Source organism: Paenibacillus sp. FSL R5-0914, assembly GCF_038004525.1.
GTDB lineage: Bacteria > Bacillota > Bacilli > Paenibacillales > Paenibacillaceae > Paenibacillus_AQ.
Genome location: NZ_JBBORH010000001.1, coordinates 1,571,660 through 1,587,183 on the forward strand (window position 1 = coordinate 1,571,660; position 15,524 = coordinate 1,587,183).

30 protein-coding genes are annotated in these 15,524 nt (G+C 44.3%); all 30 read left to right on the forward strand.

Annotation, left to right across the window (positions count from 1 at the left end; translation table 11 throughout):
• The first annotated feature begins 179 nt into the window (after nucleotides 1–179).
• The 30 genes from MKX60_RS06725 (at nucleotide 180) to rpsK (ending at nucleotide 15,450) form a co-directional block, all read left to right on the forward strand.
• The gene (locus MKX60_RS06725) at nucleotides 180–1,529 is read left to right on the forward strand and encodes a globin-coupled sensor protein (RefSeq protein WP_076300963.1); all 1,350 of its coding nucleotides are present in this window, start codon (nucleotides 180–182) and stop codon (nucleotides 1,527–1,529) included.
• Nucleotides 1,530–1,755: 226 nt separating this feature from the next.
• Nucleotides 1,756–2,064 (forward strand): 30S ribosomal protein S10, encoded by a 309-nt coding sequence (gene rpsJ, locus MKX60_RS06730; protein ID WP_017692074.1) that lies wholly within the window; start codon nucleotides 1,756–1,758, stop codon nucleotides 2,062–2,064.
• Nucleotides 2,065–2,106: 42 nt separating this feature from the next.
• Nucleotides 2,107–2,730: a 50S ribosomal protein L3 gene (rplC, locus tag MKX60_RS06735; protein ID WP_076286852.1), complete on the forward strand. Its 624-nt coding sequence runs from the start codon at nucleotides 2,107–2,109 to the stop codon at nucleotides 2,728–2,730.
• Nucleotides 2,731–2,755: 25 nt separating this feature from the next.
• Nucleotides 2,756–3,379 (forward strand): 50S ribosomal protein L4, encoded by a 624-nt coding sequence (gene rplD, locus MKX60_RS06740; RefSeq protein WP_042192174.1) that lies wholly within the window; start codon nucleotides 2,756–2,758, stop codon nucleotides 3,377–3,379.
• The gene (rplW, locus tag MKX60_RS06745; protein WP_036680537.1) at nucleotides 3,379–3,672 is read left to right on the forward strand and encodes a 50S ribosomal protein L23; all 294 of its coding nucleotides are present in this window, start codon (nucleotides 3,379–3,381) and stop codon (nucleotides 3,670–3,672) included. Before rplD ends, rplW begins: the two co-directional genes overlap by 1 nt.
• 27 nt (nucleotides 3,673–3,699) lie before the next feature.
• A complete protein-coding gene (gene rplB / locus MKX60_RS06750; RefSeq protein WP_042192171.1) occupies nucleotides 3,700–4,530 on the forward strand; it encodes a 50S ribosomal protein L2 in 831 nt (276 codons plus the stop codon).
• Nucleotides 4,531–4,606: 76 nt separating this feature from the next.
• Nucleotides 4,607–4,885 (forward strand): 30S ribosomal protein S19, encoded by a 279-nt coding sequence (gene rpsS / locus MKX60_RS06755; RefSeq protein ID WP_036652940.1) that lies wholly within the window; start codon nucleotides 4,607–4,609, stop codon nucleotides 4,883–4,885.
• A 33-nt stretch (nucleotides 4,886–4,918) separates the two neighbouring features.
• Nucleotides 4,919–5,251, forward strand: a complete 333-nt coding sequence (gene rplV, locus MKX60_RS06760; RefSeq protein ID WP_036680546.1) for a 50S ribosomal protein L22 — start codon at nucleotides 4,919–4,921, stop codon at nucleotides 5,249–5,251.
• A 13-nt stretch (nucleotides 5,252–5,264) separates the two neighbouring features.
• The gene (gene rpsC / locus MKX60_RS06765; RefSeq protein ID WP_042192169.1) at nucleotides 5,265–5,930 is read left to right on the forward strand and encodes a 30S ribosomal protein S3; all 666 of its coding nucleotides are present in this window, start codon (nucleotides 5,265–5,267) and stop codon (nucleotides 5,928–5,930) included.
• 2 nt (nucleotides 5,931–5,932) lie between these two features.
• A complete protein-coding gene (rplP, locus tag MKX60_RS06770; RefSeq protein WP_042131224.1) occupies nucleotides 5,933–6,367 on the forward strand; it encodes a 50S ribosomal protein L16 in 435 nt (144 codons plus the stop codon).
• Complete coding sequence (rpmC, locus tag MKX60_RS06775) at nucleotides 6,357–6,554, forward strand: 50S ribosomal protein L29 (RefSeq protein WP_019908232.1); 198 nt, start codon at nucleotides 6,357–6,359, stop codon at nucleotides 6,552–6,554. Before rplP ends, rpmC begins: the two co-directional genes overlap by 11 nt.
• Before the next feature lie 43 nt (nucleotides 6,555–6,597).
• On the forward strand, nucleotides 6,598–6,864 hold the full coding sequence (rpsQ, locus tag MKX60_RS06780; protein WP_042131223.1) for a 30S ribosomal protein S17: 267 nt from the start codon (nucleotides 6,598–6,600) through the stop codon (nucleotides 6,862–6,864).
• A gap of 38 nt (nucleotides 6,865–6,902) precedes the next feature.
• The gene (gene rplN, locus MKX60_RS06785; protein ID WP_036680556.1) at nucleotides 6,903–7,271 is read left to right on the forward strand and encodes a 50S ribosomal protein L14; all 369 of its coding nucleotides are present in this window, start codon (nucleotides 6,903–6,905) and stop codon (nucleotides 7,269–7,271) included.
• A gap of 49 nt (nucleotides 7,272–7,320) precedes the next feature.
• Nucleotides 7,321–7,674 (forward strand): 50S ribosomal protein L24, encoded by a 354-nt coding sequence (rplX, locus tag MKX60_RS06790; protein WP_076286851.1) that lies wholly within the window; start codon nucleotides 7,321–7,323, stop codon nucleotides 7,672–7,674.
• A 31-nt stretch (nucleotides 7,675–7,705) separates the two neighbouring features.
• Complete coding sequence (gene rplE, locus MKX60_RS06795; protein ID WP_042131222.1) at nucleotides 7,706–8,248, forward strand: 50S ribosomal protein L5; 543 nt, start codon at nucleotides 7,706–7,708, stop codon at nucleotides 8,246–8,248.
• A gap of 49 nt (nucleotides 8,249–8,297) precedes the next feature.
• Nucleotides 8,298–8,483, forward strand: a complete 186-nt coding sequence (locus tag MKX60_RS06800) for a type Z 30S ribosomal protein S14 (RefSeq protein ID WP_013312154.1) — start codon at nucleotides 8,298–8,300, stop codon at nucleotides 8,481–8,483.
• Between the two features lie 32 nt (nucleotides 8,484–8,515).
• Nucleotides 8,516–8,914, forward strand: a complete 399-nt coding sequence (rpsH, locus tag MKX60_RS06805) for a 30S ribosomal protein S8 (RefSeq protein WP_036680560.1) — start codon at nucleotides 8,516–8,518, stop codon at nucleotides 8,912–8,914.
• A gap of 30 nt (nucleotides 8,915–8,944) precedes the next feature.
• Nucleotides 8,945–9,487 carry a 50S ribosomal protein L6 gene (gene rplF / locus MKX60_RS06810; protein WP_042192166.1) on the forward strand — a complete coding sequence of 181 codons (543 nt, stop codon included), beginning with the start codon at nucleotides 8,945–8,947 and terminating at the stop codon, nucleotides 9,485–9,487.
• An 84-nt stretch (nucleotides 9,488–9,571) separates the two neighbouring features.
• A complete protein-coding gene (gene rplR, locus MKX60_RS06815; protein WP_042131220.1) occupies nucleotides 9,572–9,940 on the forward strand; it encodes a 50S ribosomal protein L18 in 369 nt (122 codons plus the stop codon).
• A 27-nt stretch (nucleotides 9,941–9,967) separates the two neighbouring features.
• Entirely contained in the window at nucleotides 9,968–10,465 is a 498-nt protein-coding gene (gene rpsE, locus MKX60_RS06820; protein ID WP_036652980.1) for a 30S ribosomal protein S5, read from the forward strand.
• A 14-nt stretch (nucleotides 10,466–10,479) separates the two neighbouring features.
• Nucleotides 10,480–10,665 (forward strand): 50S ribosomal protein L30, encoded by a 186-nt coding sequence (gene rpmD, locus MKX60_RS06825; RefSeq protein WP_036680567.1) that lies wholly within the window; start codon nucleotides 10,480–10,482, stop codon nucleotides 10,663–10,665.
• A gap of 40 nt (nucleotides 10,666–10,705) precedes the next feature.
• Nucleotides 10,706–11,146 (forward strand): 50S ribosomal protein L15, encoded by a 441-nt coding sequence (gene rplO, locus MKX60_RS06830; protein ID WP_036680569.1) that lies wholly within the window; start codon nucleotides 10,706–10,708, stop codon nucleotides 11,144–11,146.
• Complete coding sequence (gene secY, locus MKX60_RS06835; protein WP_042131218.1) at nucleotides 11,146–12,444, forward strand: preprotein translocase subunit SecY; 1,299 nt, start codon at nucleotides 11,146–11,148, stop codon at nucleotides 12,442–12,444. Before rplO ends, secY begins: the two co-directional genes overlap by 1 nt.
• A gap of 96 nt (nucleotides 12,445–12,540) precedes the next feature.
• Entirely contained in the window at nucleotides 12,541–13,185 is a 645-nt protein-coding gene (locus MKX60_RS06840; protein WP_042131217.1) for an adenylate kinase, read from the forward strand.
• Between the two features lie 4 nt (nucleotides 13,186–13,189).
• The gene (gene map / locus MKX60_RS06845; RefSeq protein WP_042192159.1) at nucleotides 13,190–13,942 is read left to right on the forward strand and encodes a type I methionyl aminopeptidase; all 753 of its coding nucleotides are present in this window, start codon (nucleotides 13,190–13,192) and stop codon (nucleotides 13,940–13,942) included.
• A gap of 11 nt (nucleotides 13,943–13,953) precedes the next feature.
• Nucleotides 13,954–14,262 carry a KOW domain-containing RNA-binding protein gene (locus tag MKX60_RS06850; RefSeq protein WP_042192158.1) on the forward strand — a complete coding sequence of 103 codons (309 nt, stop codon included), beginning with the start codon at nucleotides 13,954–13,956 and terminating at the stop codon, nucleotides 14,260–14,262.
• A gap of 2 nt (nucleotides 14,263–14,264) precedes the next feature.
• Nucleotides 14,265–14,480, forward strand: a complete 216-nt coding sequence (gene infA, locus MKX60_RS06855; protein ID WP_036652996.1) for a translation initiation factor IF-1 — start codon at nucleotides 14,265–14,267, stop codon at nucleotides 14,478–14,480.
• A 53-nt stretch (nucleotides 14,481–14,533) separates the two neighbouring features.
• Nucleotides 14,534–14,647 (forward strand): 50S ribosomal protein L36, encoded by a 114-nt coding sequence (rpmJ, locus tag MKX60_RS06860; RefSeq protein WP_003322638.1) that lies wholly within the window; start codon nucleotides 14,534–14,536, stop codon nucleotides 14,645–14,647.
• 19 nt (nucleotides 14,648–14,666) lie between these two features.
• The gene (rpsM, locus tag MKX60_RS06865; protein ID WP_036680583.1) at nucleotides 14,667–15,035 is read left to right on the forward strand and encodes a 30S ribosomal protein S13; all 369 of its coding nucleotides are present in this window, start codon (nucleotides 14,667–14,669) and stop codon (nucleotides 15,033–15,035) included.
• A 19-nt stretch (nucleotides 15,036–15,054) separates the two neighbouring features.
• Nucleotides 15,055–15,450, forward strand: coding sequence for a 30S ribosomal protein S11 (gene rpsK, locus MKX60_RS06870; protein ID WP_019908251.1), 396 nt, complete (start codon nucleotides 15,055–15,057; stop codon nucleotides 15,448–15,450).
• Nucleotides 15,451–15,524: the final 74 nt, after the last annotated feature.

Below are 15,524 nucleotides of genomic sequence, written 5' to 3' on the forward strand. Positions count from 1 at the left end.
TTATAGGATAAACCATCTTAAATTCGACAATATACGATAAAATAAGTATGAAATTTCGAATAATTCTACAAAATTCAACAAAATTCAACGATAAATTGTTTACAATTTTAATAATCATAGAGTAAAATGAAAGGAAGGTAATATTGTAAAAAAATAGTAATTGAGGGGAGAGTGATAACATGGGAAAATGTCCTTTTTCATTCATGCATGCTATAACATCACGTAATAATAACGAGGATTCTCACACCCCTAATTTGATAGAACATAAACACCAGACTAAGCGTACTGAAGATTTTTTTCATACTCTTGAGGGTTATGACGAACTCAATGAGCAAATGAGAATGATTGATCTATCTGAATCAGATTTGAACTTATTACGTAGGGTGAAGCCTAGCGTTGAAAAGAATATAGACTATATCATTGATCAATTTTATAATTCGGTATTAGGTGTGGATAAACTCGAAGCCATTATATTGGAGCATAGTAGTATCGAGAGGTTGAAAACAACACTCCGCGAGCATATCATTGAAATTTTTGATGGCAAAGTTGATGAAGAATACATAGCAAAGCGAATGAAGATTGCTAATATTCATAAAAGAGTAGGACTTGAGCCTAAATGGTACTTATCTGCTTTTCAAAATCTTCAGAACGTTTTTATACAAGTTATCTATAATGAGACACATGATGACAATACACGTCTACATGTAGTTAAGACCGTAACTAAGCTGCTTAACCTTGAACAACAACTTGTCCTAGAGGAATACGAGAAGGAGAACGTCAAAGAGAAGGAACAGCAATACCTTTTGGTTAAAAATGAATTAAAGCAGAAAATTGCTGAATTCAGCAGCGAATTAATAGATTTTAGTATCGACACAAATGCCGCTGTGAAGCAGCTAGTAGCCAGTAGCAATGAAGTGAGTAGAACATTCCAACGTACAGCTACATCCGCTGTAGAGTCGCAGGGGTTGGCTACAGATGGACATGAGCATTTGGATAGCTTAACAGGACAGATTAATCTTATTTATCAAAGTACTAGTGAAATGGAACATTCAGTCCACGAATTAAGCAATTCCTCTAAACAAATTCAAAAAATCGTAAACTCAGTTAAAGATATTGCAGATCAAACTAAAATTCTTTCACTTAATGCAACGATAGAAGCCGCTAGAGCCGGAGTGCATGGTAGAGGGTTTAGTGTAGTTGCTCAAGAAGTTAGTCGGTTGGCAGAGGATACGAAGAATACTGTAATTCAGATCGTAGAGCTGACTTATAAATCGGGAAGTCTCACACAACAGGTCGTTGAGGAGATACGTAAGGTACAAGAGCTAACCAAAAGTGGGAGATATCAATCCGTAGAGACTAGTCTTTTGTTTTCCGAAATTGTAGAGGCGATGAGGAGTAGCACACAAGAGATTGTTATAGTAGAAGAAGAAATAAGAACATTGATTCAGACAATAGAGGGAATTGGGTCAGCAACAGCACAGACTGCGGAGTCAGCAGAGATTTTTAAGTCTGCCACTGCGAATCTTTAACCTATATAATAGTAATAAAGCAACGCATGAAAAAAATATGCGTTGTTTTGTTATTTTAGCTTGCAATACTGCTGCCTATTATATATAATAATAAATGTTGTTCTGAGACGTTGCGATGATGTGAGAGGTTACTGACACACCCGGCCCCTTTGCCATGAGGTCGACGTCAGAAAATTTTCACGGAGTATGTCCGATAATAAATTGGGCGATAGAAGGAGGGACTAAAATGGCAAAGCAAAAAATTCGTATTCGCTTGAAAGCATACGACCACAGAATTCTTGATCAATCCGCAGAGAAAATCGTTGAAACTGCAAAACGTTCGGGTGCTGGTGTATCTGGACCGATTCCGTTGCCAACTGAGAAGCAAATCATTACTATTCTCCGTGCGGTACACAAGTACAAGGATTCCCGTGAACAGTTTGAACAACGGACTCACAAACGTTTGATCGATATTGTGAACCCAACACCACAAACTGTGGATGCCTTGATGCGCTTGGATCTACCGTCCGGTGTAGATATCGAAATCAAATTGTAATTCTATTTTTAGCAACTTAGGAAAAGAAAAGAGGTGTCAACATTGAAAGGTATCTTAGGAAAAAAACTCGGTATGACTCAAGTGTTTACTCCAGAAGGTAACGTAATTCCTGTTACTGTTATCGAAGCAGGCCCTTGTGTAGTACTGCAAAAGAAAGACCTGAATATCGACGGATATGAAGCAGTGCAATTGGGCTTTTCTGATAAAAAAGAAAGTCGCTCCAATAAGCCTGAACAAGGTCACGCCAAAAAGGCAAATGCAACACCTAAGCGCTACGTTCGTGAAATTCGCGGTGTTGACCTCGGGTCTCTCGAGGTTGGACAAGAACTGAAGGCTGATATTTTTGCTGAGGGCGAATTTGTTGACGTAACTGGCACATCTAAAGGTAAAGGTTTCCAAGGTAACATCAAACGTTGGGGACAAAGCCGCGGACCAATGGCACACGGATCGCGTTACCACAGAAGACCGGGTTCCATGGGTTCTATCCAAGCTAACCGTGTTCCGAAGGGCAAACGCCTCCCAGGACATATGGGTCACACGACTATCACGGTTCAAAAGCTTGAAATCATCAAGGTTGACGTTGAACGTAACGTATTGCTGGTTAAAGGCGCTATCCCAGGTCCTAAAAACAGCTTCGTGAAAGTTAAACAAACCGTTAAGAAATAATTACCTAAGAAAGGAGGAACATGAAATGCCAAAAGTAACACTTTTTAATATTAGTGGCAACGAAGTTGGTGAAGTAGAACTGAGCGATACAGTATTCGGTATTGAACCGAATGAGCACGTTCTACACGAAGCTGCGCTTATGCAAAGAGCTTCCCTTCGTCGTGGTACACACAAAGTAAAAGGACGTTCTGAAGTTCGTGGCGGTGGACGTAAGCCTTGGAAACAAAAAGGTACAGGTCGCGCTCGTCAAGGATCCATTCGTTCTCCACAATGGAAAGGCGGCGGCGTTGTCTTCGGACCAACACCACGTAGCTATTCCTGGAAATTGCCTAAGAAGGTTCGTCGTTTGGCGATCAAATCCGCTTTGTCCTCGAAAGTACTCGAGAATGACATTATCGTATTGGATAGCTTGACAATGAATGCTCCGAAGACGAAAGAATTCGCAGCAATCTTGAACAACCTGAAAGTGGAACGCAAAGCTTTGATCGTAGCTACTAGCTATGATGATAACGTAGCACTTTCCGCTCGTAACATCCCTGGGGTGAAATTCGTAGCGGCTGACGGCATTAATGTTCTTGACGTACTGACGTACGACAAACTGATCATCACTAAAGAAGCAGTTCTGAAGGTAGAGGAGGTGTTCGCGTAATGAAAGATCCTCGTGATATTATCAAACGTCCGGTGATTACGGAACGTACTTCCGACTACATGAGCGAAATGAAATACGCTTTTGAAGTGGATATCCGTGCTAACAAAACCGAAATCAAAAAAGCTGTCGAGGCTATTTTCAAAGTAAAAGTAACTAATGTGAACACAATGCGCGTGCCTGGCAAACTGAAACGTTATGGTAAATATTCTGGTTACACTCCAGAGTGGAAAAAAGCCATCGTTAAGCTTAGCCCGGACAGCAAACCGCTTGAATTTTTTGAAGCGGTAGAATAATACTCTTAAAGTAAGGAGGAAACTATAGTGCCAATCAAAAAGTACAAACCGACCTCTCCGGCAAGACGCCATATGTCTGTGTCTACGTTTGAAGAAATCACAACAAACCAGCCAGAGAAATCGTTGCTTTCTCCGCTGTTCAAACATGCGGGACGCAACAACCAAGGTAAAATTACGGTTCGTCACCATGGCGGCGGACACAAACGTAAATACCGTATTATCGACTTCAAACGGACTAAAGACGGCATACCAGGTAGCGTTGCTACAATCGAGTATGACCCGAACCGTACATCTAATATTGCTTTGATCCACTATGCTGATGGAGAGAAACGTTATATCATCGCTCCTAAAGGCCTAAAAGTTGGGGATAAAGTAGAGTCCGGCCCAACAGCCGACATCAAAATTGGTAACAGTCTTGCACTGGAGAACATCCCAGTGGGTACAGTTATCCACAACATTGAGTTGAAACCAGGTAAAGGCGGACAATTGGTTCGTGCTGCTGGTACAGAAGCTCAATTGCTTGGTAAAGAAGAAAAGTACTGTTCCGTTCGTTTGTCATCCGGTGAGGTTCGTAAGATCCTTAGCGTATGCCGTGCAACTATCGGTTCCGTAGGTAACGAAGATCATGAATTGATCAAAATCGGTAAAGCTGGACGTAGTCGCTGGCTGGGCCGTCGCCCTGAAGTACGCGGTGTAGTAATGAACCCGAACGATCACCCACACGGTGGTGGTGAAGGCCGCGCTCCAATCGGACGTAAATCGCCTATGTCTCCATGGGGTAAACCAACCCTTGGTTACAAAACGCGTAAGAAAAACAAGGCATCTGATAAATATATCGTTCGCCGCCGCACAAAATAAGACGCTTCTGGCAAGTTAATAAAGCGCGAAGCGTCGATTCGCGGTTTGAAGAACCGGATGAAGGGAGGATTCACACATGGGTCGCAGTTTAAAGAAGGGGCCGTTTATCGATGGCTACCTGCTTAAAAAAGTTGAGGAACTGAACGAGGCTGAAAAAAAGGTTGTAGTTAAAACTTGGTCCCGTCGCTCAACCATTTTCCCTCAGTTTATCGGACATACGTTTGGTGTATATGACGGCCGTAAACACGTGCCTGTATACGTAACAGAAGATATGGTAGGTCACAAGTTGGGCGAGTTCGCGCCAACACGTACTTACAAAGGCCACGCGGGTGACGATAAGAAAACAAGAAGATAATAATAAGGTCTCTGTTTGAAAGGAGGTTAAACAATGGAAGCAAAAGCACATGCAAGATCGGTGCGGATTTCCGCTCGTAAAGCGAAACTGGTTGTTGACTTGATTCGTGGTAAGCAAGTGGGGGAAGCAATTGCTATTCTTCGCCACACTCCGAAATCCGCTTCTCCGGTCGTTGAGAAGTTGCTTAATTCGGCAATTGCGAATGCTGAGCATAACTATTCTTTGGACGTGAACAGTTTGTTCGTTAGCGAGGTTTTCGTTAACCAAGGACCTACTATGAAACGTTTCCGTCCGCGCGCCATGGGCCGCGCAAGTCGGATCAATAAACGCACGAGCCACATTACACTGGTGGTATCTGAGAAATAAGGAGGGATAACACGTGGGTCAAAAGGTAAATCCAATCGGACTCCGGATCGGGATCATTCGCGATTGGGAATCTAAATGGTATGCAGGAAAAGATTTCGGTACTCTTCTGATGGAAGACGTCAAAATCCGGGAATACCTTAAAGGTAAGTTGAAGGATTCCGCTGTTTCCCATATCGAGATCGAAAGAGCGGCTAACCGCGTGAACGTTACAATTCACACTGCTAAACCAGGTATGGTTATTGGTAAGGGCGGAGCAGAAGTAGAAGTACTTCGCAGCGCAGTTACAGCAATCGCTGGTGGCAAAAAAGTACACATCAACATCAATGAAATCAAGCACCCTGAATTGGATGCAATTCTTGTAGCTGAGAGCATTGCTCAACAATTGGAACGTCGTGTATCGTTCCGTCGTGCACTCAAACAAGCGATTCAAAGAACAATGCGTTCTGGCGCAAAAGGGATTAAAACTCAAGTAGGCGGACGTCTTGGCGGAGCTGAGATTGCTCGTTCAGAAGGTTATAGCGAAGGAACAGTTCCACTTCATACGCTTCGTGCCGATATCGATTACGGAACGGCTGAAGCACATACAACTTACGGTCTTATCGGCGTAAAAGTATGGATCTACCGTGGAGAAGTTCTTCCCCCAGCTAAGAAACAAGCTGCTCAGGAAGGAGGCAACTAATCATGTTGGTACCAAAACGCGTAAAACACCGCAAGCAACAACGCGGACACATGAAGGGTATGGCAAAGGGTGGTACTGAATTGAACTTCGGCGAATTCGGCCTGGTTGCAATGGAACCATCTTGGATCACTAACCGTCAGATCGAAGCTGCTCGTATCGCAATGACACGTTATATCAAACGTGGCGGTCAAGTTTGGATCAAGATTTTCCCAGATAAGCCTATTACTCAAAAGCCTCTCGAGGTTCGTATGGGTAGTGGTAAAGGTAACGTTGAGAAATGGGTAGCCGTAGTTAAACCGGGCAAGATTATGTTCGAACTCGGAGGCGTGTCGGAAGAAATCGCTCGTGAAGCGATGCGTCTTGCCGCTCACAAGCTGCCTGTTAAGACTAAGTTTGTGAAACGTGAAGAATTGGGTGGTGAAGCAAATGAAAGCTAATGAACTTCGCAACTTAACCACTGCTGAGATTGAACAAAAGATCGCTGGATTCAAAGAGGAACTTTTTAATCTCCGTTTCCAATTGGCAACTGGCCAACTGGACAACCCGACTCGGATTCGTGACGTGCGTAAGGAAATAGCTCGTGCTAAAACCGTAATCCATCAAAGAGTGCTTGGGATTAGTTAAGTGAGACGGATCTCAGATCCGTATTCAGGAAGGAGGCTAACTAATGAGCGAAGAACGTAATGCACGTAAAGTGCTAATCGGTAAAGTGGTCAGTGATAAAATGGATAAAACCATCGTAGTCGCTGTTGAAACCTATAAGAAGCATAACTTGTACCACAAACGCATCAAGTCTACGAAGAAATTCAAAGCACATGATGAGGAAAACGTTGCGAAAATTGGCGATACCGTAAAAGTCATGGAAACTCGTCCGTTGTCCAAGGACAAACGTTGGAGACTAGTTGAAGTGGTTGAAAAAGCGGTTATCATCTAAGATAATCAAAAGAGTTTTTCCGGAAGGAGGAAATTATAATGATTCAACCATTTACACGCTTGCATGTGGCTGACAACTCTGGTGCGAAGGAACTGATGTGTATCCGCGTACTGGGTGGTACTGGACGCCGTACAGCAGCAATCGGTGATTTGATCGTTTGTTCCGTTAAACAAGCAACACCAGGCGGCGTTGTCAAAAAAGGTGATGTTGTTAGAGCGGTAGTTGTTCGTACGAAACGTTCCGTTCGTCGTAAAGATGGATCTTACATCGCATTCGACGAAAATGCAGCTGTTGTTGTTAAAGACGACAGAAGCCCTCGTGGAACACGTATCTTTGGACCAGTTGCTCGCGAACTTCGCGATAAAGACTACATGAAGATCGTTTCCTTGGCACCGGAAGTAATCTAATAAACACGAGCACCAATAAGTTGAAGGTTAGTTATAGGAGGTGTAATAAATGCCTAGAGTGAAAAAAGTTCTGGAATCCCATAACAATAAACTGCACGTGAAGAAAGATGATGTGGTGCTTGTGATTAGTGGTAAAGACAAAGGCAAAAAAGGCCGTGTCATCGCTGCTTATCCTCGTGAAAACCGCGTTCTGGTAGAAGGCGTCAATATGGTGAAAAAACACCAAAAGCCGAACCAGCTGAATCCACAGGGTGGAATTATTGAGCAGGAAGCTTCGATTCATGTGTCCAACGTAATGCACATCGATCCGAAGTCCGGCAAAGTAACACGTATCGGTTACAAAGTATTGGACAACGGTAAAAAAGTTCGGATTGCTAAAAGATCCGGAGAGATTATCGACTAATCTAGCCCTTAAGAAAGGAGGTTAAATCTTCATGGCAGCAAGAATGAAAGAACGTTATCTCAACGAAATAACACCTGCTTTGATGCAGAAGTTTAACTATACAACTGTTATGCAAGTGCCTAAGATCGAGAAGGTTGTCATCAACATGGGTGTGGGTGACGCTGTTCAAAACTCCAAAGTACTTGATGCTGCAGTTAATGACATGCAGTTGATCGCTGGTCAAAAACCAGTAATCACTAAAGCTAAAAAATCCATCGCTGGTTTCAAACTACGCGAAAATATGCCGATTGGGGTTAAAGTAACACTGCGCGGCGAGCGTATGTATTACTTCTTGGACAAATTGTTCAACGTAACGCTTCCACGCGTACGTGACTTCCGTGGTGTTTCCACTAAAGCCTTTGACGGCCGTGGTAACTACACACTTGGTCTTAAAGAACAATTGATCTTCCCCGAGATCGAATATGACAAAGTGGATAAAGTCCGCGGTATGGACATCGTTATTGTAACGACTGCTAAGACGGACGAGGAATCCCGCGAGCTGCTGGGTCAGCTGGGAATGCCTTTCGCAAAATAAAGTCGGTTAATCCATTTTCTCCGAAAATGTTTAGGAGGTGTCAGGCTAAGTGGCAAAAACTTCGATGAAAGTTAAACAACAACGTACGCCTAAGTTTAAAGTACGTGCATATACACGTTGCGAACGTTGTGGTCGTCCACATTCGGTACTGCAAAAGTTCAAAATTTGCAGAATTTGTTTCCGTGAATTAGCTTATAAAGGCCAGATCCCTGGCGTGAAAAAAGCAAGTTGGTAAGAAGTTTATAAACGGGAAGGAGGTTTACACACATGACTATGTCTGATCCTATTGCAGATATGCTTACTCGTATTCGTAACGCTAACATTGTGCGTCACGAAACGGTAGAAATGCCTGCTTCTACTATGAAGAAACAAATCGCTGACATTTTGAAGCGTGAAGGTTTCATCCGCGATGCGGAATTCGTTGAAGATAGCAAACAAGGGATTATCCGTATCTTCTTGAAATACGGCCCTAACCAAGAGCGTGTTATTTCTGGTTTGAAAAGAATCAGTAAACCAGGCCTTCGCGTATACACGAAGAGCAATGAAGTGCCTCGTGTACTCGGTGGTCTAGGAATCGCGATTATCTCCACATCTAAGGGAGTTATGACCGACAAAGAAGCTCGTCAATCAAAATCTGGCGGAGAAGTTGTCTGCTACATTTGGTAATAAACGTCACAAGATAAGGAGGTGCAACACATGTCTCGTATTGGTCGTAAACCAATCGCAGTACCTAGCGGTGTAGATGTCACTTTGGACAACGCCGTTATTACAGTAAAAGGTCCAAAAGGTTCTTTGACTCGTGAGCTTCATAAAGACATGAAGGTTACAGTTGAAAATAACGAAATTACCGTTGTTCGTCCGTCGGATAACAAATTGCATCGTTCACTTCACGGCACAACCCGCTCCGTTGTCAACAACATGGTAGCAGGCGTGACTGAAGGTTTCTCGAAATCTCTGGAATTGGTTGGGGTCGGATATCGTGCAAGCAAATCCGGAGATAAAGTCGTTCTGAACGTTGGTTACTCCCACCCGGTTGAAATTACACCGGAAGCAGGTATTGAGTTTGAAGTTCCTGCGAACACGAAGATCATCGTTAAAGGTATCGATAAAGAACGCGTTGGCGCATATGCTGCTAAAATTCGTTCCGTTCGTGAGCCAGAACCGTATAAAGGTAAAGGTATCAAATATGAAGGCGAGCGTATCATCCGCAAAGAAGGTAAAGCTGGTAAGAAGAAATAACCAGTTTGAACTTAATTGTAAGATACCCCGTGCATCTTAAAGTGAAGCTGTTTACGGCAAACTGAAGGGAGTGAAAGGGAAGTCATGATTACAAAAGAAGATAAAAACAAGGCTCGTCTCAAAAGACACCTGCGTGTTCGTAAGAAGATCCAGGGAACTACTGAGCGTCCACGTTTGAACGTATTCCGTTCTTCAAAACACATCTACGCTCAACTGATCGATGATGTTAAAGGGGTTACTATCGTATCCGCTTCTACACTTGATAAAGAACTGAGCGCTAACATCGGTAATGGCGGCAGCGTTGAAGCTGCAGCGAAAGTTGGCCAATTGGTCGCTGAGCGTGCTAAAGAAAAAGGCTATGCAGTGGTCGTATTCGACCGCGGAGGTTACTTGTACCATGGACGAATTCAAGCATTGGCTGACGCAGCTCGTGAAGCTGGTCTTGAATTCTAGAATAATTCTTAAAAGGAGGTTAACGACTTGCGTGTAGATCCGAACAGTTTAGAACTGACAGAAAGAGTTGTACACATTAACCGTGTAGCAAAAGTTGTAAAAGGCGGACGCCGTTTCAGCTTTAGTGCACTCGTTGTTGTGGGCGATGGCAATGGCTACGTCGGTGCTGGTATCGGTAAAGCCGGCGAAGTTCCGGATGCCATCCGTAAAGGCATTGAAGACGCCAAGAAAAACCTGATTCACATTCCAATCGTAGGAACTTCGATTCCCCATCTCGTTACTGGCCACTTCGGCGCAGGACGCGTGTTGCTGAAACCAGCATCAGAGGGTACTGGCGTTATCGCTGGCGGTCCAGTTCGTGCGGTATTGGAATTGGCAGGCGTTGGCGACATTTTGACAAAATCACTGGGTTCTTCGAATTCCATGAACATGGTCAATGCAACTTTGGAGGGACTTTCCCGTCTGAAACGCATTGAAGAGGTCGCGAAACTTCGCGGCAAATCTGTCGAAGAATTGCGCGGTTAAGGAGGGGAACGTCAATGGCAAAATTGCAAATTACCCTCGTACGTAGTGTAATCGGACGTCCAGAAACACAACGTGTTACTGTTAAGACGCTCGGCCTACGTAAACTCAACACGACAGTGGTTCACAATGACAGTCCTGCAATTCGCGGAATGATCAACAAAGTGAGTCACTTGCTATCTGTAACTGAAATTGAAGGCTAATCGCCTCGTATAAATTAACAAACATAAGGAGGTGCAAACGATGAAGTTACATGAACTTGCTCCAGCTCCTGGTTCCCGCAAAGAACGCAATCGCGTTGGTCGTGGACCAAGTAGCGGAAATGGTAAAACTTCCGGTCGCGGTCACAAAGGTCAAAACTCACGTTCTGGCGGTGGTGTTCGTCCGGGCTTCGAGGGTGGACAAAATCCGCTCTATCGTCGTCTGCCTAAACGTGGTTTCGTCAATCCTACCCGTAAAGAGTATGCGATTGTGAACCTTGAAGATCTGAATAGCTTTGCAGAAGGAACAGAAGTGACTCCGCAGTTGTTGCTTGAAACTGGTGTTGTCAAGAATTCCAAAAGCGGCATTAAGATTCTCGGCAATGGTGAGTTAACCGTTAAATTGACTGTACAAGCAAATAAGTTCTCTCAATCTGCGGTAGAGAAAATCGAGGCTGCCGGCGGTAAAACCGAGGTGATCTAATGTTCAAGACGCTTAAGAATATCTGGCATGTGGAAGATTTGCGCAAAAAGATCCTGTTTACCTTGTTCATTCTGATTATCTACCGTATCGGTTCGTTTGTACCGGTTCCTGGTGTGAACAAAGATGTACTGGAAACAGCAAATCAAAGCGGTGACGCTTTGATGGGACTTTTGAACACCTTCTCGGGCGGAGCGCTCAAAAACTTCTCGATATTTGCGATAAGTATTTATCCGTACATTACAGCATCCATCATCGTGCAATTGCTGTCGATGGATGTTGTTCCTAAGTTTGCTGAATGGGCTAAACAAGGGGAGCACGGTAAAAAACAACTAGCGCAAATCACTCGTTATGGTACTGTGATTTTGGCCCTGATCCAAGGTTTTGCTACGTCGATAGGGTTTAACCGGATTTATGGAACTCAAATGATGCCGAATGCGACATTTGCTGACTACTTACTGGTTGCCATTATCTTGACGGCTGGTACTTCTTTCCTGATGTGGCTTGGTGAACAGATTACCGAAAAGGGAATCGGGAACGGGATTTCGATCCTGATTTTTGCGGGAATCGTCGCCGCCATCCCGGGATATATCACGAGTACGGCTAACTCAAGCTTTATTCAGCCGGATCAAGTGTTCCTGAATATTCTTAAAGTCGTTATTGTGCTGATTGTGATTGTAGCGATTATTACAGCAGTTATCTTCGTACAGCAAGGTATTCGGAAGATTCCTGTTCAATACGCTAAACGCGTAGTCGGCAACAAAATGTACGGTGGACAGAATACGCACATTCCGCTGAAAATTAATGCGGCTGGTGTAATTCCGGTTATCTTCGCCGTATCACTGCTTCAGTTCCCAGTTGTTCTCTCCAGTTTCTGGTCAACACATGCCTGGGCTCAATGGATTGCCAAGTATTTGGCAACTGATGCACCACTTGGTATGCTTCTGTATGTAGTGATGATCATCGGGTTCACGTTCTTCTATACGTTCGTGCAGATGAATCCTCAGCAGATGGCTGATAACATGAAGAAGAATGGTGGTTACATTCCAGGTATCCGTCCTGGTAAAGCTACTGAGAAATATTTGACTAGAGTAATGTCTCGTCTGACTATGTCCGGCGCATTGTTCCTGGCTTTGATCTCTGTATTGCCGATGTTCTTCGGTGCTTTATCTGGATTGCCTAAAGAAGTTCGAATTGGTGGTACTTCACTGCTAATCGTAATCGGTGTGGCATTGGATACTATGAAGCAGATCGAGAGCCAATTGATCAAACGCCATTACAAAGGCTTCATCAATAAATAGGCGATAGGTTCCGGTGAAGCGTAATTTTTTATTCTTCCCGGCACCTATTGTGCTGTTTCTTGCTTGGTGGCGAACTTTTGGGGGGAGAGAGAAATCGTGAACATTTTATTCATGGGCCCTCCTGGGGCAGGCAAGGGAACACAAGCGGCTGAGATCATAAAAGAGTTTGGCATTCCGCATATTTCGACAGGAGATGCTTTCCGTTTGGCAATCAAACAAGAGACTCCAGTAGGATTGAAGGCTAAATCATTTATTGATCAAGGTTTACTTGTACCAGATGATGTGACCATTGGTATAGTTGAAGAACGGCTGCAGCAGTCCGATTGCGAAAAAGGATTTCTATTGGATGGTTTTCCAAGAACTCTTTCGCAAGCGGAAGCGCTGGATGAAATTCTAAGCCGTTTGAATACTTCTTTGGATCATGTCATCAACTTGAATGTTGACCGTGGACTGTTGATGGCGCGTCTTACTGGACGTCGTATCTGCACAGTTTGCGGAGCATCCTACCATTTAATCTTCAACCCGCCGAAGCAAGATGGCATTTGCGACATTGATGGCGGTGAATTGTATCAACGTCCGGATGACAACGAAGAAAGTGTAGGCAAGCGTCTGGATGAGTATGATAATAAGACAGCGCCGCTGCTTGCGTTTTATGATAATAAAGGTCTTTTGCGTCAGGTAAATGGGGAAAACGAAATCAATGTCGTTTCTTCTGAAATCGTATCTTTATTGCGGGGTTAATGTAATGATCATTTGTAAATCCGAACAGGAACTTGCCTTTATGAGGGAAGCTGGTCGAATTGTTGCCGAGAGTCACCGTCTTATTGCTGAGGCCATTGAGCCTGGCATTACAACGGGCGATCTCGACAGAATCGCCGATCAATACATTCGCAGTCAAGGTGCTGTGCCGTCTTTCAAAGGCTACAACGGTTTTCCTGCCAGCATTTGCGCTTCAGTCAACGAACAATTAGTGCATGGATTTCCAGGTAAACGCAAACTGATCGAAGGCGATATTGTAACGCTGGATATCGGTGCAGAGTACCGCGGTTATCACGGTGATTCCGCCTGGACCTACGGTGTGGGCAGCATTTCCGAAGAGGCTCAGCGTTTGCTGGACGTTACGGAAGGCTCCTTGTACGCGGGACTGGCGTTAGTTAAGCCGGATGTGCGCTTGTTTACAATCTCCCATGCTATCCAGCAATACATCGAAGAGGCTGGTTTCTCAGTCGTACGTGAGTATGTTGGTCATGGTATTGGGGCAAAACTGCATGAAGAACCGCAAATTCCGAATTATGGCATAGCGGACCGCGGACCACGTCTGAAACCGGGTATGGTACTCGCGATTGAGCCGATGGTAAACGTAGGAAAGAGACATGTCAGAACGCTGGAAGATAACTGGACTGTCGTTACGGTGGATGGCTCCCTATGTGCTCACTTTGAGCATACAGTAGCAGTTACTCCGGACGGCATGGAAATTTTCACAAAACTGAATGCGTAGGTGATCTCCACTTGAATACTGTGAGCAGCCCGCAGGTTGGTCAATTAGTGAGAATTCTCAAAGGCAAAGATGCCGGAGAGGCAGCCGTTGTTATCGCAGTTGTTGATAGCAGATTTGTATACATTGCAGATGGAGACAAACGTAAGTTTGATGGGCCAAAGAAGAAGAATATTCTTCATCTTGAGCTCATACCCTTCATCAGCAGTGAGGTTGTGAACAGTTTGGAAGAAACTGGGCGGGTAACAAACGGAAAGCTGCGTTACGCAGTCATGAAGTATGCTGGCCCAACCGGAATAAGTGCTTATGAGAAAGGAGACTAACTGTGGCTAAGGAAGATGTCATTGAAGTAGAAGGTACTGTCCTTGAACCGTTGCCAAATGCAACGTTTAAGGTTGAGCTTGAGAACGGTCATCAAATACTTGCCCATGTATCCGGTAAATTGCGGATGCACTTTATCCGTATTTTGACCGGAGACAAAGTGGTCGTGCAGTTATCGCCTTATGATTTATCAAAAGGTCGTATAACTTACCGTAAATAGATGGGAACTACGAAAAAAGTTTTGCTTCGCAAAACTTTGAGGAGGTAATTAACATGAAGGTAAGACCTTCTGTAAAGCCCATTTGCGAGAAATGTAAAGTAATCCGCCGCAAAGGGACTGTTATGGTGATTTGCGAAAATCCGAAACACAAACAAAAACAAGGTTAAGAAGGGGGTGTAGCGTAAAATGGCTCGTATAGCTGGAGTGGATTTGCCACGTGACAAACGCGTTGAGATCGCCTTGACTTATATTTTCGGAATCGGTAAAACGACTTCTCAGAAAATTCTTAATGAAACAGGCATTAGCGCTAATACACGTGTCCGTGATTTGACGGAAGATGAAGTCAGCAAACTGCGTGAAACGATCGACAAAACGGTTAAGGTTGAAGGTGACCTGCGTCGTGAAATTTCCTTGAATATTAAACGTCTTACTGAGATCGGCTGTTACCGCGGTGTTCGTCACCGTCGTGGATTGCCTGTTCGCGGTCAACGTACTAAAACCAATGCCCGTACCCGGAAAGGCCCGCGTCGTACGGTAGCAAACAAGAAGAAATAATAAGGGGGGATAAGAGACAATGGCTAAACCGAAAAAAGTCGTACGTACCAAACGTCGCGACCGTAAAAATATCGAATCCGGCGTGGCACATATTCGTTCCACGTTCAATAACACCATCGTTACCATCACAGATCCTCACGGAAATGCAATTTCCTGGGCAAGCTCCGGCGGCCAAGGATTTAAAGGTTCCCGTAAGTCGACTCCATTCGCAGCACAAATGGCAGCTGAATCAGCAGCTAAAGCAGCTATGGAGCACGGCATGAAGTCGGTTGAGGTTATGGTTAAAGGACCGGGCGCGGGCCGCGAAGCAGCCATCCGTTCCCTTCAAGCTGCAGGGCTTGAAGTTAACCTTATTAAAGACGTAACTCCGGTTCCTCACAATGGATGCCGTCCGCCGAAACGTCGTCGCGTATAGTGAAATCAGTATTGTAAATGTGGTATAATTCTGACACATCTGCTAATAATAGGTGTTTAGGCATACTACATGAT